Here is a 25,525-nt window from a genome sequence, read left to right as displayed (position 1 = left end):
CATGACCGAACTACTTACCTCCCCGCTCAATGCCGAACACGAGAAACTCGGCGCCACCTTTACGGCCTTCGGCCCATGGAACATGCCGCTGAAGTACCAGAACGAGCTAGACGAGCACCGCGCTGTACGCAACAGCGCCGGTCTCTTTGACCTGTCTCATATGGGCGAAATCTGGGTCAACGGCGCCGACGCCGGCAAGTTCTTGTCCTATTCCTTCATCTCCAACTTTGAGCCCCTCAAGGTGGGCAAGGCCAAGTACTCCATGATCACCGCCGAAGACGGCGGCATCATCGATGACCTCATTACCTACCGCTTTGAGGAAGATAAATTCCTCGTCGTCCCGAATGCAGGCAACGCCGATACCGTGTGGGACGAGCTCAACAAGCGCGCCGAGGGCTTCGATGTCACTTTGAAGAACGAGTCCCGTGACGTGGCCATGATCGCCGTCCAGGGGCCTAAGGCCGCAGAAATCCTCGTTCCGTTGGTGGAAGACAATAAGCAGGACGAGGTCTATAACCTCGGCTATTACGCCGCCACCATGGGTAAGGTGGCGCGCACCTTCGCCATCATCGCGCGCACCGGCTACACCGGTGAGGATGGCTTCGAGCTCATTGTGTACAACTCCGATGCCGCGCAGCTGTGGGAAGAGCTGCTCAAGGCCGGTGCAGAATACGACCTCAAGCCGTGCGGCCTCGCCGCCCGCGATTCCTTACGCCTCGAGGCCGGCATGCCGCTTTACGGCAACGAGCTCTCCCGCGACATCACCCCGATAGAGGCGGGCATGGCCCGTGCCTTTGCCAAGAAGGAGGCCGATTTCGTCGGCTCCGAGGTCATCCGCCAGCGCGCTGCAGAAGGCCCGCAGGTAGCGATCACCGGTCTCACCTCCGAGCAGCGCCGCGCAGCGCGTGCCGGTGCCGAGGTTTTCGTGGGCGATGAGAAGGTAGGCACGGTCACCTCCGGCCAGCCTTCCCCCACTCTGGGACACCCAGTGGCCATCGCGCTGCTGAATACCGGCGCGAACCTCGAGCCCGGCTCCGCTGTAGAGGTGGAGATTCGCGGTAAGCGCTATCCTTTTGAAGTAACCGCGTTGCCGTTCTATAAGCGCGATAAGTAAGCATCTTTTCAACCAGCCCGAAAGGACTACATCACCATGGCTAACCTTCCTCAAGATTTTTCCTACTCCGAAGACCACGAGTGGGTCAACGCTGCCGCCGATGCCGTTGCTGGCGCTACCGTGCGCATCGGCATTACTTCCGTGGCTGCTGACCGCCTCGGTGAGGTCGTCTTCGCCGAACTGCCGGAGGTAGGCGATACCGTTACCGCCGGCGAGTCTTGTGGCGAGGTCGAATCCACGAAGTCCGTCTCTGACCTCTACTCCCCTGTCACCGGCACCGTAAAGGCCGTTAACGAGGATGTGCACGATGACTACGCTGTCATCAACAACGACCCGTTCGGCGAAGGCTGGCTCTTCGAGGTTGAGGTTGATGAGGCCGGCGAGCTCATGGATGCTGCCGCTTATGCATCCGCCAACGGCCTAGATTAATTCGACCCCACGCGGGAGGGTGTGCCACGCGCACCCTCCCGCTTTGCTTTGCCCGCCGCACCAGAGGAAACTTTGAGTCTATGACTGCACCACGCGATCCTTTCTTCCCCGCCGAGCGCTCTATCCGCGCCTCCGATAATCCATTAGAGGTCCGTTTCTTGGGCCGGATGGACTACCAGGAGGCCTGGGACTACCAGGCCGAGGTAGCAGCCGCGCGCGCCAAGGGGGAACAAGACGATGTGGTGCTCGTAGTCGAACACCCCAATATCTATACCGCCGGCAAGCGCACCCAACCGGAAGATATGCCAGATAACGGCCTGCCCGTTATCACCGTTGACCGTGGCGGGCGCATCACCTGGCATGGCGAAGGCCAGCTGGTCATCTACCCCATTATCAAATTGGCCGAGCCCGTCGACGTCGTCGACTACGTCCGCCGCCTCGAGGAAGCCACCATCCAAACGGTACGCCAGATGGGGGTGACCACCGCCGGGCGCATCGATGGCCGCTCGGGCGTGTGGGTTCCTTCCACTACCGAAGCCAAGGATCCGGCCGCCCCGAAGCGTGACCGCAAGATTGCCGCTCTTGGAATCCGCATTACCCGCGGGGTGACCATGCACGGTCTTGCGCTTAACTGCTGCAATACGCTGGAATACTACGACCACATCGTGGCTTGTGGCATCGATGACGCCGACGTGACTACCTTGTCCCTAGAACTCGGCCACGAGGTCAGCCTCGAAGATGCCACCCAACCGCTGTTGCAGGCGCTTGACGACGCCCTTTCGGGCCGCCTCATCGTTGCCGACCACACCTTTGGCTCCGCCCCGGATCCCACAAAGTTAGCGAATGAAAGGGCACGGGAGAGGCGTCGGCAAGCGCGGCAAGAACCCTAGTTTGGGGTTGGCGCGGAATAGGATGTGACCGCGGCGACTTATACCTAGAAGAGCTATTAGCCATCACCACCATCAACCGATAAAGTGAGTTTTGTGACTGTTAAGCCTGAAGGACGCAAGATGCTCCGCATTGAAAAGAAGAATGCGGAGTCACCCATCGAACAAAAGCCACGCTGGATCCGCAACCAGGTTCGCACTGGCCCGGGCTATGAGGACATGAAGTCCCGCGTGGCTGGGGCCTCCCTGCACACCGTGTGTCAGGAGGCAGGTTGCCCGAATATCCACGAGTGCTGGGAATCCCGCGAGGCTACCTTCCTCATCGGTGGCGATAAGTGCACCCGCCGCTGCGACTTCTGCGATATTGCCACCGGCAAGCCGGAAGAACTAGACCGCGATGAACCGCGCCGCGTAGCCGAGAATATCCGGGAAATGGACCTTAACTACACCACCATTACCGGTGTTACCCGCGATGATCTCCCCGATGAGGGTGCATGGCTCTACGCCGAGGTCGTGCGCAAGATTCACGAGCTTAACCCCCACACCGGCGTGGAAAACCTCACCCCGGATTTCTCTGGCAAACCGGACCTGCTGGAGGAGGTCTTCGAGGCCAAGCCGGAGGTCTTCGCGCACAACCTGGAGACCGTGCCGCGCATCTTTAAGCGCATCCGCCCGGCCTTCCGCTACGAGCGCTCCTTGGACGTCATCCGCCAGGCACATGATTATGGCCTCATTACCAAGTCCAACCTGATTTTGGGCATGGGCGAGACCGAGGACGAGGTCGAGGAAGCATTGCGTGACCTGCGTTCTGCTGGCTGCGATATCATCACGATCACTCAGTACCTGCGCCCCGGCCCGCGCTTCCACCCGATTGAGCGCTGGGTGCGCCCGGAGGAATTCGTGGCCCACTCCAAGCTGGCTAAGGAACTCGGCTTCGGCGGCGTCATGTCCGGCCCGCTGGTGCGTTCTTCTTACCGCGCCGGCCGCCTCTACGTGCAGGCCATGGAAAAGCGCGGCTTCGAGCTGCCGGAGAACCTCAAGCACTTGGCGGAGACCTCCCAGGGGGCTACCGCCCAAGAGGCCTCCACCCTGCTGGAGAAGTACGGCCCCTCGGAAGAGACTCCAGTGACCACCCGCATGGCCAAGACCCCGGCTAATGCAAATTCGGCGGCGGCCACCATCCGCTAAACCGAACGTTTTCATAACGGCCTGCGCTTTTCGCGTGGGCCGTTTTAACATTTATGCCCGTTGACCTTTAAAGTAGGAGCCATGGCGAAAGATGACAAGGCAGCACTAAAGGCTGCAAAGAAGCAAGAACGCGCGGCCAAGCGCCAGCAGCGTAAGCAAACCTGGTCCCAGATGTGGCAAGCATTCAATATGCAGCGCAAGCAGGATAAGGCGCTTATCCCCATCATGCTGGGTGCCTTCCTGGGCATGGGCTTGCTCTTCTTCCTCATTGGCATGCTTTTTGGCGGCGAATGGTTCATGCTCATCCTCGGTTTGGGCATCGGCGCGCTGCTCGCTATGTTCCTCTTCACCCGCCGCCTTGAGCGCGATATGTACAAGCGCGTGGAAGACCAGCCGGGCGCTGCCGGCTGGGCGCTGGAGCAGCAGCTCCGTAATACCGTGGGCATCGTGTGGTCCGTAAAGACCGGTGTGGCCGCCACCCGCCAGCAGGATCTTATCCACCGCGTCATCGGCAACGCCGGCGTCATCTTCGTTTGCGAGGGCAATAAGAATCGCGTACGCCCCACCTTGAACCAGCTTAAGAAGCGTGTAGACAAGATCGCCGGCGGCGTTCCCGTCTACGAGATCTTCGTAGGCAACGGCGAGGACGAGGTTCCCGTATCCAAGCTGCGCAATAAGGTCATGAAGCTGCCACGCAACTTCAATAAGAACGAGACCTATGAAAACATCCGCCGCATCGAAGCCATGGATTCCATGCCGGGTACCACCCCGGGCATGCCCAAGGGCCCGGTTCCCCACCAGGCCCAGAACATGGCCGGCATGAACCGCCGCATGCGCCGCGCCCAGCAGCGCAAGAAAAACAAATAAGCGCTAAAAAATCCCTGCCGCACCGTACGTGGTGCGGCAGGGATTTTCCTATATCCCAAACCCGTGGGGTTTAGCAGCCGAGACTACTTTTCCATTCTGGCCATAATAAGCAGCACTAAGACCACAATAGCTAAGCCCTGCGTGATCCAATAAGGCCAGCCAATACCCACCGAGATTGCTATTAAGACCACCCCAATTATGGCCAAGACCTTTATCCGCATAATCGTGCCACTTCTCCTGCCGCTATATCGACCACCGTGACGGGTATCTTAACAAAGAGCAACCCTAATGGGAGCGCAGCGGAAAAACTTAGGAACGAATAACAATGGTGCCGGTGGCGCGATCGTGCATGCCGCGGCCATCAGCGTCTACCATGGCCGCCGGAAAAAGCACTCCGGTCAGCACGGTGCGCAACGCCGCGCGCCACAAGCCCACGCGGGCACCGGGAACGTCAAGCCGGGCAACACCCATGCCTAAAAGCAACATGCCGGGTGTGCGAGCGAAAAGCCAACCACATGCGATTCCCATGACTACCCACAGCGCGTAGCCCAAGAAGGCCACACCACCGAGTTCCGTAGTAAACATGTGGATCAAATTGGCAATGAGCATGCACACGATCCAGTCAATCGCCACAGCGCCGGCGCGGCGGCCAACGGAAGCTAGTGACCCCGGTCCGGACTCCGGAAGACCCAGCTTTTCTCCCGGCCAGCGACCGGGGCCTTCCATATCATCGTATTCGCCCGGAATATTTGGGCCGTCGAGCCACGTACGCTTATCTGCCATGCTCACCAATCTAGCGGGCGGAAAGTGAGATGTGAAACGAGGGGAATCGCGATGCCTAAGGCGAGAACCTAGTAGGCTATAGAGAGACAATTCACCGGTCAACAACGAGGAGACAAACGTGTCTTTCGAGACAGTGCAGGACATCGTCCAATTTATTCAGGACGAGGACGTAAAGTTCGTCGATATCCGCTTTACGGACGTCCCAGGCACCGAGCACCACTTTTCCATCCCAGCAGAAGAGTTCACCGTAGAAGATGCCGAAAGCGGCCTCGCTTTCGACGGCTCCTCTATCCGCGGATTCACCACCATCGATGAGTCCGATATGACCCTGCTGCCGGATCCAGCCACCGCGCATATTGATCCGTTCCGCACGGCCAAGACCCTGAATATCAAGTTCTTCGTCCACGACCCATTTACCTTTGAACCGTTCTCCCGCGACCCGCGCAACATCGCGCGCAAGGCGGAAGAGTACCTGCAGTCCACCGGCATCGCCGATACCTGCAACTTTGGCGCTGAGGCCGAGTTCTATCTCTTTGACTCCGTGCGCTTTAGCACCGATGTCGAGCACGGTTTCTACGAGGTTGATTCCGATGAAGGCTGGTGGAACCGCGATAGCGAAACCAACTTTGACGGCGCTCCGAACACCGGCTACAAGACGCGCATGAAGGGCGGCTACTTCCCCACCGCGCCGTATGACAAGCATGGTGAGGTACGCGACGCCATGGTGGAAAACCTGCAAAAGGTAGGCTTCCACATCGAGCGCTTCCACCACGAGGTGGGCGCCGGCCAGAACGAAATCAACTACCGCTTCAATTCCATGTTGCACGCGGGCGATGACATTCAGACCTTCAAGTACGTGGTCAAGCAGACCGCAGCGCAGTGGGGCAAGACCGCCACCTTCATGCCCAAGCCGTTGGCTGGCGATAATGGTTCCGGCATGCACGCCCACATGTCCCTGTGGAAGGACGGCAAGCCTCTCTTCCACGACGAGGCTGGCTACGCAGGTCTTTCCGATATCGCCCGCTACTATATTGGCGGTATCCTCCACCACGCTGGTGCTGTGCTTGCGTTCACCAACCCGACGCTGAACTCCTACCACCGCCTGGTGCCGGGCTTCGAGGCTCCGATTAACCTGGTCTACTCCCAGCGCAATCGCTCCGCTGCAATCCGTATCCCGATTACCGGTTCCAACCCGAAGGCTAAGCGCATCGAATTCCGCGCTCCGGACCCATCCGGCAACCCGTACTTGGGCTTTGCCGCCATGATGATGGCCGGCATCGACGGCGTAAAGAACCGCATCGAGCCACACGCTCCGGTAGATAAGGACCTCTACGAGCTGCCGCCTGCAGAGGCTGAGTCCATCCCGCAGGCACCGACCTCTCTTGAGGCTTCCCTCAAGGCCCTGCAGGAGGACATGGACTTCCTCACCGAAGGCGATGTTTTCACCGAGGACCTCATCGAGACCTACATCAACTACAAGTACGAGAACGAGATTAACCCCGTTCGCCTGCGCCCGACCCCGCAGGAATTCGAGATGTATTTCGACTGTTAAAGCTGCGCTAGCCAACGTCCTATAGGGGACGAAAGGGCACGCGCCTACAAAGCTCAGCCCCGAGACCTTCAGTGGGTCTCGGGACTTGCTTTTTCTAAGCCGACCCCGCGAGATGCGATCGATGCCACAAGATGATCTAGGCTTGACCCCCGCCCCTAAATCCATACTTAGCGAGAGTTCTCACCAGCCCAAACGAGAGCAAAATTCTGATAACCCTACCGAAAGAAATTAACATGTGGGTGTGACTGATAGATTCCGCCAACTCCCAGCCCCTGGCCCCGCGTGGGGAGGCAGCCTCATGGGCACCTCCATCGTTTCGCGCCTACTCGTGGAAGAAGGCATGATGGTCCTGGCTGGCATTTTTGCCGCCATTGCTTGCGTCATCTTTGTCGTCCTCACCGCGGGTTTCTTGCGCTACCGCCATCCCAGCTTCGAGCGCACCACGATGGCGGAATGGTCGATGTTTTTCATCGGAATCTTGGCGCTCGGCGCCGCGCTTTCCGGGCTCACAGACATTCCTACTTTCCGCCTCGTCGGCTTTTGGATCGGTGGCCCAATTACGGTTATCACGTGGGCTATCCAGCTCACGCGCTTTGATGGCGAGCCGAAGTTCACCTGGGGCCTGCCACTGGTTGGCCCCATGATTTCGGCCTCGGTTTCTGGTTGGCTGGCTCACGATTACGGCCAGTTCTACCACGTAATGGGCACGATATTTTTCTTCATGTCCCTGGCAACGGCGGTGCCGACCTTCGCTCGCGTGTACTGGGCCGCATGGCACGGGCAGGTGGATTTTACTGGCGGTAAATCAGCCACCGCGTGGGTACCACTAGGCGTGGTAGGCCAGTCCACCACGGCAATGCAGATTCTTTTCCCCGGCCCGGTATCCATTTATTACGGCCTGACTGCCCTCATCATCGCCATTCCGCTATCCATCTACGCGATGTTTACCTTCTATCCCAACGTAGCTCGGTGGGTCCCCTACTCCCCTGCCTGGTGGTCGTGCACCTTCCCGCCGGGAACCGTCAGCATGGGCGGCCACCAGCTGGCATTGGTCAATGGCTCCGAGCTTATCGACGCCATTGCGCTCACCATCCCGGTTCTCCTCACCGCACACTGGATGCTGTGCTCCACCCGCTTCCTGAGCTGGGTATGGGAAGGCAAAAAGGAAACAGGCCCTGAAGAGCCACTTATCACTACAGGCCAATAAAAGGAGCAACCGCTATGCGAGACGCCAGCTTTGAAGGTGGGAAGCGCCGCACCGGTCGCCGCTGATGCATAGCTCCAGCCCCATCACCTTCATCCCTTGGGAGCGCGCGGATCTGACTGCAGTAAGACAGGTACTCGCCGGCGTGCAGCGAAACGGCATCTATCTCTACGGCGAGCACCTGCTCTTGGAGACGTCGTGGCTGGGCCAAGGCGCACGGGACTTCTACGCCACAGCATGGCGCTGGAGTGCAGATGATTGCCCGTTTTTCTATGAGTTGGCGCGACAGGGCAAGGTCCTCATCACCATCAATACTGCGGTGATTGCCTGCGGCGATAAAGAAGACATCGCCACTGCGCGCGACTGCATTGCACAAGAGCTTATCGCCGCCCGCAATCCGCAGCATCTGTGCAAGCTGCTTGCCGACGCCGCAACAAAGCCGACCTAAAGCCCTGGTTGCTCGCTGCGCTTCATCCAGCCCATACGTGGAACAAAGCCGCGGGGATGTTTCATCTGAGCTACCGCGTCAGCAATCATGAGGCGGTGGCGGCGCGAAACGCTATCAGGAAGCTTCGCCACCGAGAACCAATCCGCCTCGGTATTTTCTTCATCACTGAGGACCGGCTCTGCGCCATCCGCTACCGACACTCGCAGCGCCGTTCCCATGAAGGTGCACTCATCGCCATTGGGATAGGTCACTGGGCCGGTTTGCCCTATGCCCAAAAGCGCTTCCACCTTGGCCTCGAGTCCGACTTCTTCTTTGACCTCTCGCAGCGCAGTGGTGGTAATTTCCTCGCCCGGCTCACAGATTCCTTCCACCGGTGTCCACACACCATTATCGGAGCGCTTGACTAGGAGCACGGAAGGAACCTCCCACAATGCGGCGTCTGCGGGTACATCGCGGAGGATAATGGCGCTACAGGCCGGCACGAAGATCTGATCGTGACCAATCTTTTCGCGCAGCTGAACAATGAAATCTGGAGTCGGCATGCCACCTAGGGTAGACCAGTGCCGCCGATCTAGGCCATCGGGCCTAGAACCTTCTTGGCAAGCCGTTGAATATCGGTAGCCAAGGTGAAAGTCAGCTCCATATCCGTCTGTGTGTTCTCGCAGGAGCGCCCTTCTTCGAGGGATTGCGTCGTTCCGGAGACCACGCCCACGATGGTCTGTTTGCCTTCTACCTCGCCATAGACCGGCCCGCCCGAATCGCCATTGGTACTGCACACGTGTGCCCGTGCAGCAAGCGAATCCCACTGGCGGTCCTGCCAGGTGAGCTGCGCAATTTCCGCATCATGGGATAGCGATCCACACGTCTCATTAGTAACCACGCCCAGCTTGCACACCTTCTGCGGCAGATGAGCCAGCGAGGTGGCGACGGTATTGTCCACCTCCCCGGGGACATAGTAATCAGCACTGCCGGTGATTTCGATAAAAGCTACGTCGAGGTCATAACTCTTTTCGGCGTAGATATCAGAATAAATGACCTCACCAATGGGCTCGGCGGGGTATTTGAACTCACCGTCGGCAGAGCCAGCCCAGACCTTATCGTGAGGTTTGCCGCAATGGCCGGCGGTAACGGCGATAGTGCGGGCGTCGGCAAGCGTAAATGACCATGCCGCCGTACAAGAGTGGTACTGGAAATAAGCGCCTGGCTGCGGGTCATCGCCGGAGAGCTCAAGAGCCGTACCCGGCGCGATCGGCGCCACGGCCGGAGAATAGGCCTCATTAGGAATGAGGTTTTTATAAGACAGGGCAGAAAAACTTGGTTCTTCCCCACCCCGAATCGGGCTGCAGGCCGCGAGGAGCACGGCCGTGCAGACTGCACCAACGCTAGTTGCTATCCGCGCCCGCATCCCCGGCGTCGTCCTTAGCATCCTCATCCTTAGCCATCTCCGCCTGGGCCTTGAGATCGCGGATGAACTTTTCTGGGTCAAACTCGGTGTAGTGTTCCGGGCCGGCAAAATTTTCTAAGGCCATTAGCTAAACCTCCGTTTTCTGAATCGACGTGGTGATGTAATCCTTGACCACCGCAGCATCATTGGGCAAGTCCTTAACATGCCGCTCGGTATCGAGAATGCCAGCAAAACGCTCAGGCGGCTCGGGGGCAGAGCCAATGGCCTCTGTGATGGTCTCTGCAAACTTCACCGGCAGTGCAGTCTCCAAGCATACGATGGGCGTCTCCACGCCTTCGCGCTGCGCGCCGCAGGCGACCTTAATGCCATCGGCTGTGTGCGGATCCACCAGGTAGTTGAAACGCTCGTGCACGTCCTTAATGGTGGCGAGGCGATCGGCGTGGGTGGAGGAGCCAGATAGGAATCCGTACTCTTGACCGGCGGCGACGACCTTCTCTTGGTTGAGGCTGAAACCGCCCTCTTTGACCTTCGTGCCAAAAAGCTCCGCGGCTTGGGCTGCATCGCGGCCGAGCAAATCGAACACAAACCGCTCAAAATTAGAGGCACGCGAGATATCCATCGACGGCGAAGACGTAGCCATGGTCTCTGCCGCAGCACGCGGGCGGTAGTTTCCGGTACGGAAAAACTCATCTAGCACGTCATTTTCATTGGTAGCCACGATGAGGCGATCGATGGGAAGCCCCATCTGGCGGGCGATATGGCCGGCGCAGATATCGCCAAAGTTGCCGGTAGGAACGCTGAAGGAAACCTTCTGCTCGGCATTGTCGGTGACCTTCAGCCAGCAGGAGATGTAGTAGACCACCTGGGCCATAAGCCGCGCCCAGTTAATGGAATTGACCGCACCGATACGGTAGGTGGACTTAAAGTCGGCATCTCCCGAGACCGCCTTGACCACATCCTGGCAATCATCAAAGACGCCATCAAGGGCGATATTGAAGATATTCGGGTCATCCAGGCCAAACATCTGTGCCTGCTGGAAGGCCGTCATGCGGCCGGCCGGGGTGAGCATAAAAACGCGAATGCCCTGGCGACCTCGCATCGCATACTCTGCTGAAGAGCCCGTATCACCGGAGGTGGCGCCCAAAATATTCAGCGTCTCGCCGCGGCGGGCGAGCTCATATTCAAAAAGCTCCCCCAAAAGCTGCATGGCCATATCTTTAAATGCCGCAGTGGGTCCTTCAGAAAGGTGCCCGATAAAAAGGCCCTCTCCCAGTTCGGTAACGGGGACGATCTCCGGGTTTGCAAACTTGGGGCTGGTATAGGCCCGGGCGGCGATATCCTCGATATCTTGCGCTGGAATATCGTCAATGAAAAGCTTGAGCACCTCGGCCGCGAGTGCCGCATAGCCTTCATCCGCAAGGAGCGTGCGCCATGAATTTAAAGTGGCGAAATCCAACTGCGGGTAGCTCTCTGGCAGGTACAAACCTCCATCGGGAGCGAGCCCGCCAAGGAGAATATCCGTAAAAGATGCGGGCTGACGGGCGGTATCGCGGGTCGAAATATACTTCACACAAAAGAATCTTAGTAGTTAAGGCGTAAGGTATCAGCCATGTCGCAGCCGAATCCGAGAGAAGTCATTACCACTCAAGCTTTAGGCATTTGGGTGGCCGCCATGGCGGTCTACCTCGTAGCGATTACTGGCCGTACCTCTTTTGGCGTTGCCGGCCTGGACGCTATTGAGCGCTTCGATGTTGACGCCGGCCGTATCGCTGTTTTTACCTCCGTGCAGCTGGGCGTGTATGCCCTAGCCCAAATTCCTACCGGCATATTGATCGATAAGTTTGGCCCACGCCTACTCCTGGTAGTCGGCGCCGTCATCATGGGCATCGGCCAGGTAGTGCTGGGTTTTACCACCAGCTACGGCGTAGCCATCGCTGCCCGCATACTTATTGGCGCGGGCGATGCCACGGCGTTTCTCTCCGTGATGCGCATCCTTCCCTATTGGTTCCCGCTGCACCGCACGCCAATGTTTACCCAGGTGACCTCGTCGCTCGGGCAAATGGGCCAGTTCATCTCCGCAGTGCCTTTCTTGTGGTTGCTGGGCGCAGCCGGCTGGACCGCCGCCTTCGTTACCCTTGGTGCGGTGGGCATTCTCGTGGCCATCGCCGCGATTGTGGCGGTGGCAGATTCACCGGAAAAGCTGGGCATTATCCCTACGGAAAAAGAACCGCCCAACTCTCAGGCCACCAGCATCCCGGCGCGCCTGAAAAAGGTATTCCGCTCCCCAGTGGCATGGCAGGCCTACTTCATTCACTACATCGGTATGCTCCCGCTCATCGTCTTTGTCATGCTCTGGGGAATGCCAATGATGACCCAAGGAATGGAGCTATCCAAGGCGAAGTCCAGCCTGGTGCTTACCTTGTTGGCGGTATTTTTGGTCCTTGTCGGCCCATTGCACGGCAAGATTTCTTCCCGTGCACAGCATATTCGCCCGTGGCTCAGCCTGGGTTTTGTAGTAGTCCACGTTCTGACCTGGCTCATTTTCTTTACCTTCGGCACCGACAGTGGTTTGGCCGCGATTTTGGTGGTGTCCTTCGTTACCGCGCTCTGCACGCCGACGGCTAACTATGGCTTCGATATCGTGCGCGAGCGCATGGATCGATCTGTGGTGGCCACTGCTACGGGCCTGGGCAATATGGGCGGGTTTACCTCCGGCATGCTGGGCGCTCAGCTCTTCGGCATGGTGTTGGACCATTCCTCTGCTGCCCCTAACTACTCCATGGCGGATTTCACTGCGGCCTCCGCTGCGGTGCTAGCCGTGTGGGTGGTCGGCATGATTGGTGTGGTAGTCACCCACTTCCTGCGGCGCCGCGCTGGCGAGGATGGGCCTTCTGTCACCATCGTGGAGGTTTCTTAAAGGCCAGAGCTTGGTTACTCGGGGTTGACAATAAAGCGGATGGTTCCTTCAGGATCCGCTAAAAGCTCACGGGTAGCCGCCACGGCTTCCGCCTCATCGAAGGCGATGCGTTCAAAGCCAGTATCGTTTAGTTCCACAATGTCTGCCCCCGGGCAGGCCAAAAGAATTGGCGAGTGCGTGGCGATGATTATCTGCGCGCCGCGGTCAACCGCTTGGGCTATTTCCCCCACTAGGGCCAGCTGCCGGATAACGGAAAGTCCCGATTCTGGCTCATCAAGGACATATACGCCTTGGCCATTGATGTGCTCATAGAGCATGTCGAAGACGGATTGTCCGTGCGAGCGGCGAGATAAATCTACATTCTGGGACAAGGTGGAGCGTCCTGCCCGTTCGTCCGATGAATCTCCGCGTGCAATTAGATGCTCGTGTTTTTCAGCGCGTAGGAAATAGGCGCGTTGGATGACTTTATCCGTGACGCAGCGAATGGGGCTGCGGGGAACGATTTCATCGGGATCGTCCATCCGTCCGCCTTCGGGAGAGCAGCCCAAATCACTGGCCACGCCGGCGAGCAAACTAGATTTACCAATGCCGTTTTCCCCCACGAAGACGGTTACCGGGCTCCGCAGCTTAAAGCTTCCTAGGTCGGCCAAGTAATCGAATACCGGCAGCTTTGCCCTGTAGTCATCGGGCTTAAATTTCAGGCTTAGGGCATCAATCAGCATGGCCTCTAGACTAATTCAGCTCATCCAATATGCGCAGCGCGTCTTCACGTGTAGCTTCCGCACCAAAGTTTTTCAGGTGGCCGGCCAGTTCACCAGTGGGAAGTGATTGGGCGATGGTATCGGCCGGCACGGTATTGACGGCATAGGCCACTCCTACCCCACCGGTGATGGGGATGGCGATGGCGGCGATTACTCCCACCGCGGTCGATAGCGTGGTCTTGAAAGTCATAGTCTCCTCCAAAGGCTTCGGCACCGAGCACCCTGCTCGTTACCGATTTGTGATGTTTTACCTTAGGAAGAGTTACTGCCAAGGCCATGCCGCCCGGCTGCGGGTTGCCTGAATTTTCATCCCCAGTTCGCAGTTAAGCCCGGCTAGTTTGCCGGGTAGCTTTCCGCCACGATCCCATCACTAGCCGGCATAACAAGGCCCCTCTCAAAAGCTACGAGAACCGCTTTTTCATCGGATTCGCTGATGTCACCGGCTTCCACTGCACTGCTCAGCTCGCGCTCAAGGTACACGCGCACATCAGACTTACCGTTTTCGGTCTGGGTAATATCTCGCGGGACGGATTTTAGGGGAATGCCCAATGCCTTAGCTAGGGAGGTCACCCGGTTAGCATCGGTGGAATCATCGTCCTTAATGGCACCATTGACCTGCGCAGGAACGTCTTCTTGGACTACGCCACCGGCCACGGCCTCGCCCACAGTCTTTGTCCCTTTGGGTGGATTGTCGCGGTTGGTTGCCCATACCCCTACTGCGATGGCCACGATGACGGCCACGGCCACAAAGACCCATAGATAGATGAGTTTGCGGCGGTGTACCCCACTGATTTTAGCCATGGAAACCAGCGCCATCGCTAAAAGAACCGTAGTCATTGCCGCGCGGGTTCTCGCCACGATCATTGAGGGCATCAATGATGGAGCGAATGGTGGCCTCCCCTATGCGGTCGGCGCGGCCCCATGAGCGAGGGGTTTGGCGGGAATTTTGCGGCGCTGATTCTGGGCTCGGCGGTGTGGGCTTTTGTTCCCGGGGTGTGGAGACCTCAATGGTCACTGTGGTGCCATCAAGGTGGAGGGCGTCGCCGTCGCGCACGCCCGCGGCACGCGCAGCGGAAAGCAATGCGGATAGCTCGCCTACCGTAGCGTTATCCACATCAAGTTGCAGCTTAAAAGACATAACTAGCCAGTCCTTCCTCTTTCCCATCCCACTCTAGAGTCCGGCAGTGCAAAAAGTAAGGCCGCAGTGCTCACACCGGGGATTTTCAAGGGCAACTCTAAGAATGCTCGAAGGATTCCTCCTCGCCCCAAAAGACTTCATCGACTACCTTGCGGGCATGCCGGGTTAGTTTCAAATAGTGTTCCAAAAACTCCTGGTTATCTTCCGGTGCCCATCCGGCGGCACCGGCTACTTGGGCCAGCTGCGGGCCAGGTCCAGGCAGTTGGTCCACGCGCTTGCCGCGCACAAGCACTAGCGCATTGCGGGCGTCGGTAGCCATAAGCCAGGCTTCGCGCAGGTCAGATACCTGCCCGGCGGAAAGGATAGCGGTTTCTTCCAAAGCATCAAGCACGCGCAGCGTAGACGGATCATGGAGCTCGGCGTACTCGTGGGCATGCATCATCGTCAGTAGCTGAACGGTCCATTCAATATCGGTTAGCGCACCGCGACCAAGCTTGGTGTGAGTATTGCGGTCCGCGCCGCGCGGTAGGCGCTCATTGTCCACACGTGCCTTCATGCGCCGAATATCGCGAATGGTAGATGCGCTGGCGCCGCCTTCTGGATAGCGGAAGTTATCCACCATGGATATAAAGCGCTCGCCTACCTCTTTATCCCCAGCAACGAAGGCCGCGCGCAACAAAGCCTGTAGCTCCCAGGACTCGCCCCATTCGCGGTAGTAACGCTCATAGGAGGAGATAGTGCGCGCCACCGCACCGGAGCGGCCTTCGGGACGCAGGCCTAAGTCGACATCCAGTGGCGGGTCTCCCGAGGGCTTAGACAAGCGGCGCCGGAGCTTATCGACGATCCCGATGGCCCACTTCACTGCCTCCCCTTCCGCATCAGAGTCAGCATCCTGTTCGGCGGGTTCTGCTACCACGAGCACGTCCGCATCTGAACCGAAGCCCAGCTCCATGCCTCCCAGCCGGCCCATGCCAATGACGGCAATGCGCGCTGGTGGCTCCGCATCCTCGTTGGCTAGGCGCCATGCCCGCACCTCGGCGCGAAGGGCAGCTTCCAGCACGGCATCCCAAACGGTAGATAGCTCATAACACACCTGCTTGACCGGCATAAAGCCCAGCAAATCCGCACTAGCAATGCGGGCAAGCTCTACCCGGCGCAGCGAGCGAGCCACCGCCACCGCTTTATCCGGGTCGGCGTGGCGCTTGCTGGAATTAACCAGTGCTTTGGAGACCTGGTCGGGCTTGGTTTCCAGCAGCTTGGGGCCAGTGGCACCGTCAGAAAGCTGCTTTAACGAATCCGGCGCGCTAATAATCAGATCCGAGGTAAACGGTGACGTGCCCAGGATGTGCATGAGCCGCTGGCCCACAATTCCTTCATCGCGCAGCATGCGCAAGAACCACGACCTATCGTTCGCGGCCTCGGAGAGTTTGCGATAGTTCAGCAGGCCCATGTCTGGGTCTGCTGTATCGGAAAGCCATTCCATCAAGGTGGGCAGCAAAATCGCCTGGATGCGTGCTTTGCGTGAGGTTCCTGCCGCCAGGGAAGTCAGGTGCTCAAAGGCGCGGTCTGGATGGTTATAACCCAACGCGGCCAGCTGCAGCTTGGCGGCCTCGGGCGAGAGCTTCAGCTCATCGGCGGACATGGTGACCACAGAATTAAGAAGTGGCCGGTAAAACAGGCGCGAATGCAGCTCGGAGATGCGCAGGCGAATCCGGCGCAGGTGCGACAGCATGCGCTCGGCTGCAGATTGAGTGCCCTGCGGATAAAAGCCGGCGATGCGCGCCAGCCACTTCATCCCGTCTTCATCATCACTATCCGGCAGCGTGTGCGTTCGCCGGAAGCGCTCCAATTGCAATCGGTGCTCAAGCAAGCGTAAAAACTCATAGGCTTCAATGAGCTGGGTGCCGTCCTCACGGCCGACATACCCTGCCGAAACCAATGCCTCCAGCGCATCCACTGTGGATAATGCGCGCAGCGTTTCATCGGAACGCCCGTGCACCAATTGCAAGAGCTGGACTGCAAATTCAATATCACGCAGGCCACCCACGCCCAGCTTCAGCTCGCGATGCTTTAGTTCTGCAGGAACATTAGCCAGCACGCGGCGGCGCATGGCCTGGACGTCTTCCACAAAGGACTCGCGCTGGGAGGCCGTCCACACCATCGGGCGGATCTGATCCAGATAGTCCTGGCCCAGTGGTAGGTAACCGGTCATCGCGCGCGCTTTCAGGAGCGCCTGGAATTCCCAAGTCTCCGCCCACCGCTTGTAGTAGGCAACGTGTGATTCCAAAGTGCGCACCAAAGCACCCGATTTTCCTTCCGGGCGTAAGTTCGCATCTACTTCGAAGAAGGTGGTGGAGCCAATGCGATTGAACTCCGCCGCCAGGCGCATGGCCCGTGGGGTTGCCTCACTGCCGACGAAAATGACGTCCACATCAGAGATATAGTTCAGCTCCCCCGCACCGCACTTTCCCATCGCCATGACTGCTAGTTGCGCGTCTACAGGCTCGTCCCCGTAGATGGTGCGCACAGCGCAGGCGAGGGAGGCGGTTAAGGCGGCGTCGGCAAGCGCGGTGGTCAGCGCCGTAATCTGGCGGAATCCTACCTCCGGCTGGGGTGTGGTCTGGCCCTTGCGTGCATGGAAGGTACCGGCCACATCGCAGGCGGCAATGCGCATCATTAACGTGCGGTAGGTCGTGCGCAGCGCCTGCTTATGCTCTCCCTCGCCGGCGCGGTAGGTGCCCGGCGCGCCAAGATCCTCTCGCGCCGGATCGGGCCGATCACTATCCTGAGCAAATTCCGCGGGCCGGGCGTCGACGGCGCCGAGCAGGCTCTGCAGCATCTCTTCGGGCTGCGGGAGGGGCTTTTCTAGTTCTCGCCACAACTCAGGGTTTGCCGCGAGGTGATCGCCAAAGGCGGTCGAAGCACCCAGCAGGGCAAAAAGGCGCACGCGCACCGTTTCATTGGTGCGCACAGCCTCATCGAGCTCTGGGACTTGCTCATAAATGCGGATCAGATTGTTGAGGGCCAAGTCTGGATCCCCCACGGCCGCAAGGGTCCACAAAAGATTGACCGATTCTGGATTATTCCAGCCCAGCTGCTCAATATCCGAAGCAGCATGCGGGTGGGTAAGGCCAAGCGTGGCCGGTGAAGGCACAGCAGCAGGACGCATTATTCTCCTAGAAATTCAGGTTATTGCGCAGCTCAAAGGTGGTGATCTGGCTCTGATAGCGATGCCACTCATCCCACTTGGAGCGCAGGAAGAACTCAAAGACGTGCTCGCCCAACACCTCCGCCATGAACTCGGATTTTTCAAACTCGCGCAATGCTTGGTCCAGGCTGGTGGGCAGATCCTTATATCCCATTGCCCGGCGTTCGCGGCGGGTGAGCTGGTGGACATCGTCCTCAGCTGGATCATCGAGTTCGTAGCCTTCCCGGATGCCTCGCAGACCAGCTGCCAAGAGCACCGCATAACCCAAGTACGGGTTCATGGAGGCATCAATAGAACGAATTTCTACCCGGCGGGAATCTTCCTTAGTAAGCCGGTAGGTGGGCACGCGGACCAACGCAGAGCGATTAGACACGCCCCAGGTTGCTGAACCCGGTGCCTCGTTGCCAAACATCAGGCGCTTATAGGAATTTGTCCACTGATTAACAATGGCGGACATCTCCGTGGAGTGTTCCAGGATTCCGGCGATGAACTGTCGGCCAGTCTGCGACAAGGAAAATTCATCGTCCGGATCGTGGAAGGCATTAGATTGGCCTTCAAAAAGGCTCAAGTGGGTGTGCATGCCAGAGCCTGGCAGATGCTCGAAAGGCTTGGGCATGAAGGTGGCGCGCACGTTTGAGTTGGTTGCCACCTGTTTGATTACGTGCCGGAAAGTCATGATGCTATCAGCCATGGTCAGCACGTCTGCATGGCGCAGATCAATTTCTTGCTGCCCCGGTGCGGTTTCGTGATGGCTAAACTCCGTGGCAATTCCCAGTGATTCCAGCGCCAGCATCGCCTTCCTACGGAAAAGCGGGGCGGTATCATGCGTAGCCTGGTCGAAATAACCACCATTATCGGTCGGCACCAAGTCCGTGAGTTCGCGGCCACGCTCAAAAAGGTAGAACTCGATTTCTGGTGAGGCCATGCAGGTAAATCCATCATTGGCGGCCTCGGTGACCTGGCGGCGCAGGATATGGCGCGGATCCACCATGGAGGGCTGGCCGTCCGGCTGCGCGATATCGCAGAACATGCGGGCCGATTGCAGGTCCGGCTCATCCATATCAAAGGGCAGAATCTGGAAGGTGGAGGGATCTGGCAGCGCAATGGTGTCAGACTCAGAGATACGGGAGAACCCTTCCACGGAAGAACCATCGAAGCCAACACCTTCTTCAAAGGCCGATTCTAGCTCGGATGGGCTCATGACCACGGATTTAAGGGCGCCCAAAATATCCGTAAACCACAGGCGGATAAAGCGGATATCACGTTCCTCAACGGTTCGCAGGACAAATTCGTGTTGGCTATTCATGCCTTAGACCTTACCGGCTCACCTCCGAGGGATGTGCAGTTCATGCGACAGTTTTTCCAGGGTAAAATGCGCAGGTCGCAAGAGTATCTAGGGGGTATCAAGCGGGGGCTTTTCCTTCATGTGCCAACTGAGGTGCATGCTTTGCTGAGGAAGCAAGCGAACACACGTACACCTCTTAAAGGACGAAGTTTTATGACCACCCACTGCGATGACCTTTCTACTCACGTAATCGAACGCCTCATCACCGCCGCGCAACATGGTTGGGCACCGGCGGATTTAGAGCACATCTTAGGCCCGCATGCTTACCCCATTATCTACCGTGCTAGCCCCCATGTGCCGGCACGAATTACCTCCCCTGCCTTACGCAAGGCCTGGCTGCAAATGGCACCGCCGGACGAAAATTTCATTCCGCGCGATAAGCTGCGCGCCATTATGAAAGAGCTCATCCACCTGCCTCGGCTGCGCGATACTGAACTTTTGGCCACTGGTGAATCCTTGCGAGAAGACGGGCTTAGCGATAAACAACGCAAAATTCGCGCAAAGGTCCTAGGCCTTTTACGCAAGGCTGAGTCCACCAGTTTTGAAGACGAGGCCGAGGTTCTGATTTCTAAGGCGCAGTCCCTGCAACAGAAGTATCGCATCGAGGATCTGCTTACTTCCGAGCTCCCCAATCTCATTTCCCACCGCGTGCACATCCACCCGCCCTATATCAAGCACCAGGCTTCCCTGCTCAGCACCATCTCTGACGCCAATGGATGCACCACGCTCCTCATCCATGACAGAGGCCTAGCCTGTGTGATTGGTGCTCCTGCCGACGCCGCCCATTGCGCCGACCTCTTTGCCTCCCTCAACCGCCAATGCGACTGGTTTATGCGTAACGGCGATGGCGCGGAAATCGCCCGCGCTACCAATTCCACTGCCGCATATCGCCGCAGCTTCCGCCTGTCCTATGCCGCCCGTATCGGTGAATTGCTCACCCAAGCTAATGAGGACGGAATTGCTGAAAACCTGCGTGAGTCTCAGTATTGCTCTCACCATGCAGAGGCTATAGCCACCCAAACCCTTCCCGCTTTGCAAGCACGCACCGATCACGCCATCGATACCCGCAACCGCCTCTTTCCCAATCTCACTGAGATGTCGCTATCAATGAACAGTCTGCACGGCATCAACGATGGCATTGCCGCTGCCGATAAATCTCACTTGGGAGGCGACGCCTCAGGGCTCGGTTCAGTTCCAGAAATTACACGGTAATTTCCCCTGTTTGATACGGTTCTTGGCCCCCGTTCCCTGCTAGCGAACGGGGGCAGAGTATGGCACCGCAATGAGGTCATTACAGGTAAGATCACCGATGAGATTGATTAGGTCTAGAAAGTAGAAGGTACGTGAATGTCTACACAGTCTTTTCTCGAAGTTGAAGCGAAATTCTCCGTAGCCGAGTCCACTCAGCTCCCTGAACTGACCCGCCTTGAGGGAGTTGACCACGTCGCAGACACGCGCCACCACGCTCTTTCGGCCATCTACTACGACACTGAAGACCTCCGCCTCACCCACGCTAAGGTCACCCTCCGCCGCCGCACCGGTGGCAATGATGATGGCTGGCATATCAAGATCCCTAGCGAGGCTGGCCGCACCGAAATCCACGCAGAATTGGGAGAGCCTGTCGATGGCCGCTATGAAGTTCCTAGCGAGCTGCTCCATCAGGTTCGCTCCATTGTCCGCCACAACGAGCTCACCCCAATTGCTCAGGTAGACAACAAGCGCACCGAGATGGTCTTGGCAGATGCCGATAATAAGCCAGTGGCAGAGTTTTGCGATGACCACGTCACCGCCTTTTCCTTCCTTCCCGGCGGCGAGCAACAGTCGTGGCGCGAATGGGAAGTAGAGCTCGCAGGTGAGCTACCTGGTACCGAGGAAGGAACGCAGTTCATTCGCCGTGCTACCTCTCTTCTCATCGGTGCCGGTGCACGCGTATCTTCTTCCCCATCCAAGCTGAAATCGGCCTTGGGTGATTCTTATGCCAACGCCCCGCTTCCCCCTGCCCTAGTATCGCCGGACGTGGACCCGGATTCCCCTGCCGCCGCCGTGATCACCGCACTGCAAGCTAACCGCGACAAGCTGGTTGATTATGATCCACGTGTTCGCCGCGATGAGTGGGACTCGGTGCATCAGATGCGTGTAGCTACCCGCGAGCTACGCAGCCACCTTCAGACCTTCCATGGCATCGTGGTCGGACCAGAAATCGAAAAAATTGAAGCCGATCTGAAGGAGCTCGCTGGCATTTTGGGCGTTGCTCGCGATGCGGAGGTTGTTGAAGAGCGCTGGCAGAAGCTGTTGGAGTCCGAAGATTCTGACACCTTGGATGATTCCACCCGCGAGCACATTGCGCAGGATATGGGCACCGCCTACCGCCGTGCGCACCGTCGCGTTATCGCCGCCCTTGATTCCGAGCGTTACCTCGAGCTGCTAGAGTCGCTCGACCGCTTGCTCGCGGATCCGCCAACGGCCGATAAGCAACAGGAATCCGCTCCGGTAAATGATGATGCGGAGCAGACGGAAGAACAGTCCTCTACGGAGGAAGGCGCTGCTTCTTCCGAGTCCCGCGAGGATAACGCGGCTGCTGCAGAGAAGGCCAAAAAGAAGCCAGAAAAGAAGTCCAAGGACAAGTCCGCGGACATGGACACTGTGATGGCGCAGCACCTTGAAAAGGCCTATAACAAGCTGGTCAAGCGCCATAAGAAGGCCGTAGAGAATTGGGATAACCCGGAGCTGTCCCTGCACGAGCGCGAGGACTATTTCCACGATATGCGTAAGGCTGCAAAGAAGCTGCGTTATGCAGCAGAAGCAGCTGGTTCTGCCACCAACCTTAAGACCAAGCGTCTCTATAAGGCCTGCAAGCAGATGCAGTCGGTGCTCGGTGATTTCCAAGATTCCGTGACCTCGCGTGATAAGCTGCTCGAACTGGCAGATTCCGCTCGCCGCCGTGGGGAAAATACCTTTGGCTATGGCCTGCTCTATCAACGCGAGCGCACCATCGGGCTGAAGGCGCTGGATGATTACGCCGAGTCTTTCAAGGACATCAAGGCAGCGTTTAAGCCGCTGCGTAAGAAACTAAAGTAGCCGCGCTTCCCGGGCAGTTACCGGGAAACACGGCGTAGAAAAAGATGGCTGGAGGTTATTTACTTCCAGTCATCTTCTTTGTCTGCGGCATCTGCCGCATCGTTGCGGGCGTGGGCAATCTCGATAGCGTTTTCTGCTTCTTCACGGGTGTCGTACGGGCCCATTCGGTTTTCCCAGCCAGAGGTCTTGCCTTGGCTGACTTCCTTGGTGGATGGATCGAAGAACCACTTCTGGTCTGCATCGCTCATAAAACTATCCTCTCAGTCGTAGCGCCAGCGGCACCGGCTGATCGCTGCCGCTGGTATGGTTTGTGTCCACACTACCCACGCCGTCTAAGCGATGCCCGCTAGAATGTGGGGCAGCACATTTCTTTTATACGATTCCATGTCGTATTCCCCGCCGCCGCACCAAAAGGTGGCGGGCATTCGTTGCTTTAAGCGCACCGCCGCGTGCGAGTGGCAACGAAGACTACTGGTCCCAGAACCTGGAAAAGGAGCTTTAGCACCCATGCCACTGTGGTCAACGCCTGCAGAGCCTGTAGCCGAGCGCGCCGCCCAAGCACATACTGATCTCACGGGCAGCGCTCCAACGCATATCGCCAGCGCGCCGGCAACGTGGTCCCTTATTGGTGAACACATTGACCACTTCGGCGGCATTGTTGCCATGTGCGTGGACAAGCTACGCGCCGCTGCGGCAGTAAGCTCGCGCACCGATGGCGTGGTAACGGTACATTTCCACCCGGCAGAAGGTGAGCCTGCCCATGATTCGATAAGCCTGCAAGCGCTCGCAGAGCTGGCAACAGCGCAACAACCCACCACGGATGCAGAGGGCCAGCCAATCATTCCGCCGGCTCCAGAGGGAGGGCTGGCTGCCCGCGTGGGTGGCATTGTCCACACGATGATTAACCGCCAGTTGCTCTCTCGTGAGACAGCCGGCGCGGATATCACCATCGCCTCCGATATTCCGGAAGGTGCGGGTTTGGGTGCGGATGCCGCTGCGGACGTCGCGGTAGCGCTGGCACTCATGGGGGCTGATGCGGACCTGGATGCGCCGCTAAGGGCTCGGGTGGCAGATGTATGCACCCAGGCCGTTACTACCTTTGGTGCGCGGCCGCCTTTGCGTGCCCGCCATAGCGCGGCTCTGCGCAGCACGGGTGAGGGCGTATGCATCATGGATTATGCCGATGGTTCTGTCACCCACGCACCGCACCTTGTAGGTCGCGAGATAGCTGCCTTCGCGGTGGCGGTGCCGGAAGATTTTTCCGCGCAGGAAGAAAAGGCCATCGCCGATATCCGCCAGCGGCAGCGCTTTATTGATGATGCCTGCCATTCCTTTGGCACCGATTCGCTGCGCTTGCTTCCAGACGCCCAACAGCGCGTCCTTGATTGGCTCAAGGCCGTCCACAAGGTCTACGGCGAGGAGGGCCACCCGAGCATCAGCGCCGCTACGGAGTGGATGGCCTTTTATGAGGAAGAAACCCAGCGAGTAGAAAAGTTCACCCGCTTCCTGCGCTCGCATCGCGGCGCGGAGCTCTTCCCCATCTTTTTGCAATCACAGTCCTCCCTTGCCAATATCTACGGCTTGGACTCGGCAGAAAAACTCGCCGAGCTAGTCACGGTCCGCGGTGCCGTAGCGGGGCGTTCGGCGCACGCGGGTACATCGAACGCAGTCATTGCCTACGTGCCGGCGAAAAGCGCGCATAATTTTGCGGCCGACCTGGCAGACGATGGCCTGCTCGTAGTCGAATTGCAGCCGGGCGAGGCCGCACGCGGCGAAAACTAGTAGCCTCACCAGCTAGTCAGCAGGCCACGCAAAGAGTACCTCGCGCGAATCGGTATCCGCTGTCACCAGCGAGACGGTGGTTTCGCTGCCGGTTTCAGGCGCACCTACAGAGTGGGCGAAGACGGGTGGCTCCGGAACAAAAATCCGACCTTTGTCCCGCTTCGGATCGCCGCTGACAACGATGGCCGGGAAATTGGTGCCGAGCCAAGGGCGCAGCACGGTGGCCTCGGTGAGGTTGAGGCAGGCCTTATCCACTTGGGAGGCAAGCTGCGAGGTAGAACGCATTGCGCCAATGACCTTCGTTGCGCGCTCCCCCACCCAGCCGGGAATCTCGTAGTCGCCGCAGAGGGCTAGACAAACCTCGGTGGCGAACCTATCGGAAAGGCGTCGCAGCGGCGCGGTCACGTGTGCATAGTAGCCGCCTATCCCGGCATGCACCTGCGCTTCCTGTTCTCCTAGCCACGCATAATCGGCGCCTCGCAGGAGGCTTTGGGCCTCGCGCATGACCGCCATGCCGCGTGGGGAATCGGCGTCGACGGTGAGGAGGAACTGGGGAATGGGGGCATCGCCAAGCGCAAAGCCTAGGGCTTGGGCCTCGGCGCGAAATTGGCGCTCGTGCTCCGGTTCGGCAGCGGGCAAAGTACGCAGAAAACCCACGCCCGCTTCCTGCATGAGGCGTCCCGCGCACATGCCGGCAAGCAGAGAGATCTCCGAGTTATAGTCCATGACCTCATAGCGAGGCTCGATAATGAGCTCAAAAGTGCCATCAGAATTTTCCACCACGCGCTGAGAGGGCAGGCGCAAGGAAATGGCCTCACGGCGCAGGGAGGACTCCTGGCGCAATCGTCCCACCTCCGGCAGCAATGCAATGGATGGGTGCAGGCTACCGGCCGCCAAGTCCGCGTGCGCGCCCTCATAGTCCAGGCGGGCCTGGGAGTAGATGAGCGCGCGCTCGACGTGGAAAGACTCCACCTCACCGGCGTCATCTAAATCAAAGGTCCACAGCACGGCCGGTTTATCGGTTTCAGGCAGCAGTGAGGCACGGTCCTCGGAAAGCTCGGGCGGGTGCAGGCGAGCTGGTGCATCGGGAAGATAAATAGTCTGGCCGCGGCGGAAGGACTCGCGCTCCAGCTCGCTGCCGGGCTCAATAAAGGCGGCGACATCCGCAATGGCATAAAAGACGCGGTATCCGCGCTCGCGTCGTTCAATATAAACCGCCTGATCCAAGTCCATGGAACCGGCCGGATCGAGGGTCACGAAGGGAATATCGCGGGCGTCGCGGCGCGAATCGGCATAGCGGTCCTGCGCGCGAGCGGCTTGGTCGGTGACCTCGGCTGGGAAATCGGTGGCTACCGAAAATTCTGCGGCGATGGCGCGGAAATCGAGCGGGGCGGCGTAGAGCTTCATGCCCACCACCAT

At 58.6% G+C, this 25,525-nt stretch carries 25 protein-coding genes; 12 read left to right on the top strand and 13 right to left on the bottom strand.

Translation table 11 applies throughout. The annotated features are described in order from the left end of the window. The first annotated feature begins 1 nt into the window (after nt 1). The 5 genes from gcvT to ACLI1L_RS04480 all read left to right on the top strand — a co-directional run bounded on the left by gcvT (nt 2) and on the right by ACLI1L_RS04480 (nt 4,485). On the top strand, nt 2-1,114 hold the full coding sequence (gene gcvT, locus ACLI1L_RS04500) for a glycine cleavage system aminomethyltransferase GcvT (RefSeq protein ID WP_086587365.1): 1,113 nt from the start codon (nt 2-4) through the stop codon (nt 1,112-1,114). Between the two features lie 36 nt (nt 1,115-1,150). Continuing rightward, nucleotides 1,151-1,543, top strand: coding sequence for a glycine cleavage system protein GcvH (gcvH, locus tag ACLI1L_RS04495; RefSeq protein WP_023021159.1), 393 nt, complete (start codon nt 1,151-1,153; stop codon nt 1,541-1,543). A gap of 80 nt (nt 1,544-1,623) precedes the next feature. After that, nucleotides 1,624-2,433, top strand: coding sequence for a lipoyl(octanoyl) transferase LipB (lipB, locus tag ACLI1L_RS04490; protein WP_086587364.1), 810 nt, complete (start codon nt 1,624-1,626; stop codon nt 2,431-2,433). Nucleotides 2,434-2,553: 120 nt separating this feature from the next. Beyond that, nucleotides 2,554-3,618 carry a lipoyl synthase gene (gene lipA / locus ACLI1L_RS04485; RefSeq protein WP_005327094.1) on the top strand — a complete coding sequence of 355 codons (1,065 nt, stop codon included), beginning with the start codon at nt 2,554-2,556 and terminating at the stop codon, nt 3,616-3,618. A gap of 81 nt (nt 3,619-3,699) precedes the next feature. Further along, on the top strand, nt 3,700-4,485 hold the full coding sequence (locus ACLI1L_RS04480; RefSeq protein ID WP_005327093.1) for a DUF4191 domain-containing protein: 786 nt from the start codon (nt 3,700-3,702) through the stop codon (nt 4,483-4,485). 309 nt (nt 4,486-4,794) lie between these two features. Here the strand turns inward: ACLI1L_RS04480 and ACLI1L_RS04475 are convergent, their stop codons facing one another. Continuing rightward, nucleotides 4,795-5,268: an RDD family protein gene (locus tag ACLI1L_RS04475; RefSeq protein ID WP_284835822.1), complete on the bottom strand. Its 474-nt coding sequence runs from the start codon at nt 5,266-5,268 to the stop codon at nt 4,795-4,797. Nucleotides 5,269-5,386: 118 nt separating this feature from the next. On the opposite strand from ACLI1L_RS04475, the gene glnA reads away from it, so the two are divergent. The 3 genes from glnA (at nt 5,387) to ACLI1L_RS04460 (ending at nt 8,472) form a co-directional block, all read left to right on the top strand. Beyond that, entirely contained in the window at nt 5,387-6,820 is a 1,434-nt protein-coding gene (gene glnA / locus ACLI1L_RS04470; protein WP_411708183.1) for a type I glutamate--ammonia ligase, read from the top strand. 241 nt (nt 6,821-7,061) lie between these two features. Continuing rightward, the gene (locus tag ACLI1L_RS04465; RefSeq protein ID WP_411708182.1) at nt 7,062-8,027 is read left to right on the top strand and encodes a TDT family transporter; all 966 of its coding nucleotides are present in this window, start codon (nt 7,062-7,064) and stop codon (nt 8,025-8,027) included. A gap of 64 nt (nt 8,028-8,091) precedes the next feature. Further along, nucleotides 8,092-8,472: a hypothetical protein gene (locus tag ACLI1L_RS04460; RefSeq protein ID WP_086587360.1), complete on the top strand. Its 381-nt coding sequence runs from the start codon at nt 8,092-8,094 to the stop codon at nt 8,470-8,472. Here the strand turns inward: ACLI1L_RS04460 and ACLI1L_RS04455 are convergent. Genes ACLI1L_RS04455 through thrC form a run of 4 tightly spaced genes read right to left on the bottom strand, consistent with a single transcriptional unit; the run spans nt 8,469 to nt 11,447 of the window. Continuing rightward, nucleotides 8,469-9,014, bottom strand: a complete 546-nt coding sequence (locus tag ACLI1L_RS04455; RefSeq protein WP_411708181.1) for an NUDIX hydrolase — start codon at nt 9,012-9,014, stop codon at nt 8,469-8,471. The two genes, ACLI1L_RS04460 and ACLI1L_RS04455, sit on opposite strands and share 4 nt — an antisense overlap. A gap of 29 nt (nt 9,015-9,043) precedes the next feature. Further along, complete coding sequence (locus tag ACLI1L_RS04450; protein WP_411708180.1) at nt 9,044-9,877, bottom strand: trypsin-like serine protease; 834 nt, start codon at nt 9,875-9,877, stop codon at nt 9,044-9,046. After that, nucleotides 9,855-10,001, bottom strand: coding sequence for a hypothetical protein (locus ACLI1L_RS04445; RefSeq protein WP_023021149.1), 147 nt, complete (start codon nt 9,999-10,001; stop codon nt 9,855-9,857). The genes ACLI1L_RS04450 and ACLI1L_RS04445 overlap by 23 nt, the downstream gene beginning before the upstream one ends. A gap of 3 nt (nt 10,002-10,004) precedes the next feature. Then, a complete protein-coding gene (thrC, locus tag ACLI1L_RS04440) occupies nt 10,005-11,447 on the bottom strand; it encodes a threonine synthase (RefSeq protein ID WP_411708179.1) in 1,443 nt (480 codons plus the stop codon). A gap of 39 nt (nt 11,448-11,486) precedes the next feature. Here thrC and ACLI1L_RS04435 point away from each other — a divergent pair, with 39 nt between their 5' ends. Further along, complete coding sequence (locus tag ACLI1L_RS04435) at nt 11,487-12,794, top strand: MFS transporter (RefSeq protein ID WP_411708178.1); 1,308 nt, start codon at nt 11,487-11,489, stop codon at nt 12,792-12,794. 14 nt (nt 12,795-12,808) lie between these two features. Here the strand turns inward: ACLI1L_RS04435 and ACLI1L_RS04430 are convergent, their stop codons facing one another. From ACLI1L_RS04430 to ACLI1L_RS04405, 6 genes are all read right to left on the bottom strand, one after another. Beyond that, complete coding sequence (locus ACLI1L_RS04430; RefSeq protein WP_394286288.1) at nt 12,809-13,516, bottom strand: AAA family ATPase; 708 nt, start codon at nt 13,514-13,516, stop codon at nt 12,809-12,811. A 10-nt stretch (nt 13,517-13,526) separates the two neighbouring features. Further along, nucleotides 13,527-13,745, bottom strand: a complete 219-nt coding sequence (locus ACLI1L_RS04425; protein WP_411708177.1) for a hypothetical protein — start codon at nt 13,743-13,745, stop codon at nt 13,527-13,529. Between the two features lie 143 nt (nt 13,746-13,888). After that, nucleotides 13,889-14,356 carry a hypothetical protein gene (locus ACLI1L_RS04420; RefSeq protein WP_394286290.1) on the bottom strand — a complete coding sequence of 156 codons (468 nt, stop codon included), beginning with the start codon at nt 14,354-14,356 and terminating at the stop codon, nt 13,889-13,891. Beyond that, complete coding sequence (locus ACLI1L_RS04415) at nt 14,349-14,693, bottom strand: hypothetical protein (protein ID WP_086587353.1); 345 nt, start codon at nt 14,691-14,693, stop codon at nt 14,349-14,351. The genes ACLI1L_RS04420 and ACLI1L_RS04415 overlap by 8 nt, the downstream gene beginning before the upstream one ends. Nucleotides 14,694-14,790: 97 nt before the next feature. Beyond that, complete coding sequence (locus ACLI1L_RS04410) at nt 14,791-17,862, bottom strand: bifunctional [glutamine synthetase] adenylyltransferase/[glutamine synthetase]-adenylyl-L-tyrosine phosphorylase (protein ID WP_411708176.1); 3,072 nt, start codon at nt 17,860-17,862, stop codon at nt 14,791-14,793. Nucleotides 17,863-17,869: 7 nt separating this feature from the next. Beyond that, nucleotides 17,870-19,207, bottom strand: coding sequence for a glutamine synthetase family protein (locus ACLI1L_RS04405; RefSeq protein ID WP_086587351.1), 1,338 nt, complete (start codon nt 19,205-19,207; stop codon nt 17,870-17,872). A 192-nt stretch (nt 19,208-19,399) separates the two neighbouring features. Here ACLI1L_RS04405 and ACLI1L_RS04400 point away from each other — a divergent pair, with 192 nt between their 5' ends. After that, entirely contained in the window at nt 19,400-20,458 is a 1,059-nt protein-coding gene (locus ACLI1L_RS04400; protein ID WP_411708175.1) for a DUF2786 domain-containing protein, read from the top strand. A 135-nt stretch (nt 20,459-20,593) separates the two neighbouring features. Beyond that, nucleotides 20,594-22,324 (top strand): CYTH and CHAD domain-containing protein, encoded by a 1,731-nt coding sequence (locus ACLI1L_RS04395; protein ID WP_086587349.1) that lies wholly within the window; start codon nt 20,594-20,596, stop codon nt 22,322-22,324. Between the two features lie 59 nt (nt 22,325-22,383). On the opposite strand, the gene ACLI1L_RS04390 is transcribed toward ACLI1L_RS04395, so the two are convergent. Beyond that, nucleotides 22,384-22,572 (bottom strand): hypothetical protein, encoded by a 189-nt coding sequence (locus tag ACLI1L_RS04390; protein ID WP_086587348.1) that lies wholly within the window; start codon nt 22,570-22,572, stop codon nt 22,384-22,386. 259 nt (nt 22,573-22,831) lie between these two features. Here ACLI1L_RS04390 and ACLI1L_RS04385 point away from each other — a divergent pair, with 259 nt between their 5' ends. After that, nucleotides 22,832-24,106, top strand: a complete 1,275-nt coding sequence (locus ACLI1L_RS04385; RefSeq protein WP_411708174.1) for a galactokinase family protein — start codon at nt 22,832-22,834, stop codon at nt 24,104-24,106. A 12-nt stretch (nt 24,107-24,118) separates the two neighbouring features. Here ACLI1L_RS04385 and ACLI1L_RS04380 read toward each other — a convergent pair whose 3' ends face one another. Beyond that, on the bottom strand, nt 24,119-25,513 hold the full coding sequence (locus ACLI1L_RS04380) for a ribonuclease catalytic domain-containing protein (protein WP_411708173.1): 1,395 nt from the start codon (nt 25,511-25,513) through the stop codon (nt 24,119-24,121). Nucleotides 25,514-25,525 lie beyond the last annotated feature (12 nt).

Origin of the sequence: Corynebacterium sp. LaCa117, assembly GCF_046717765.1 — a bacterium.
Taxonomy (GTDB): domain Bacteria; phylum Actinomycetota; class Actinomycetes; order Mycobacteriales; family Mycobacteriaceae; genus Corynebacterium; species Corynebacterium kefirresidentii.
This window is presented reverse-complemented; position numbering and strand designations above follow the sequence as displayed.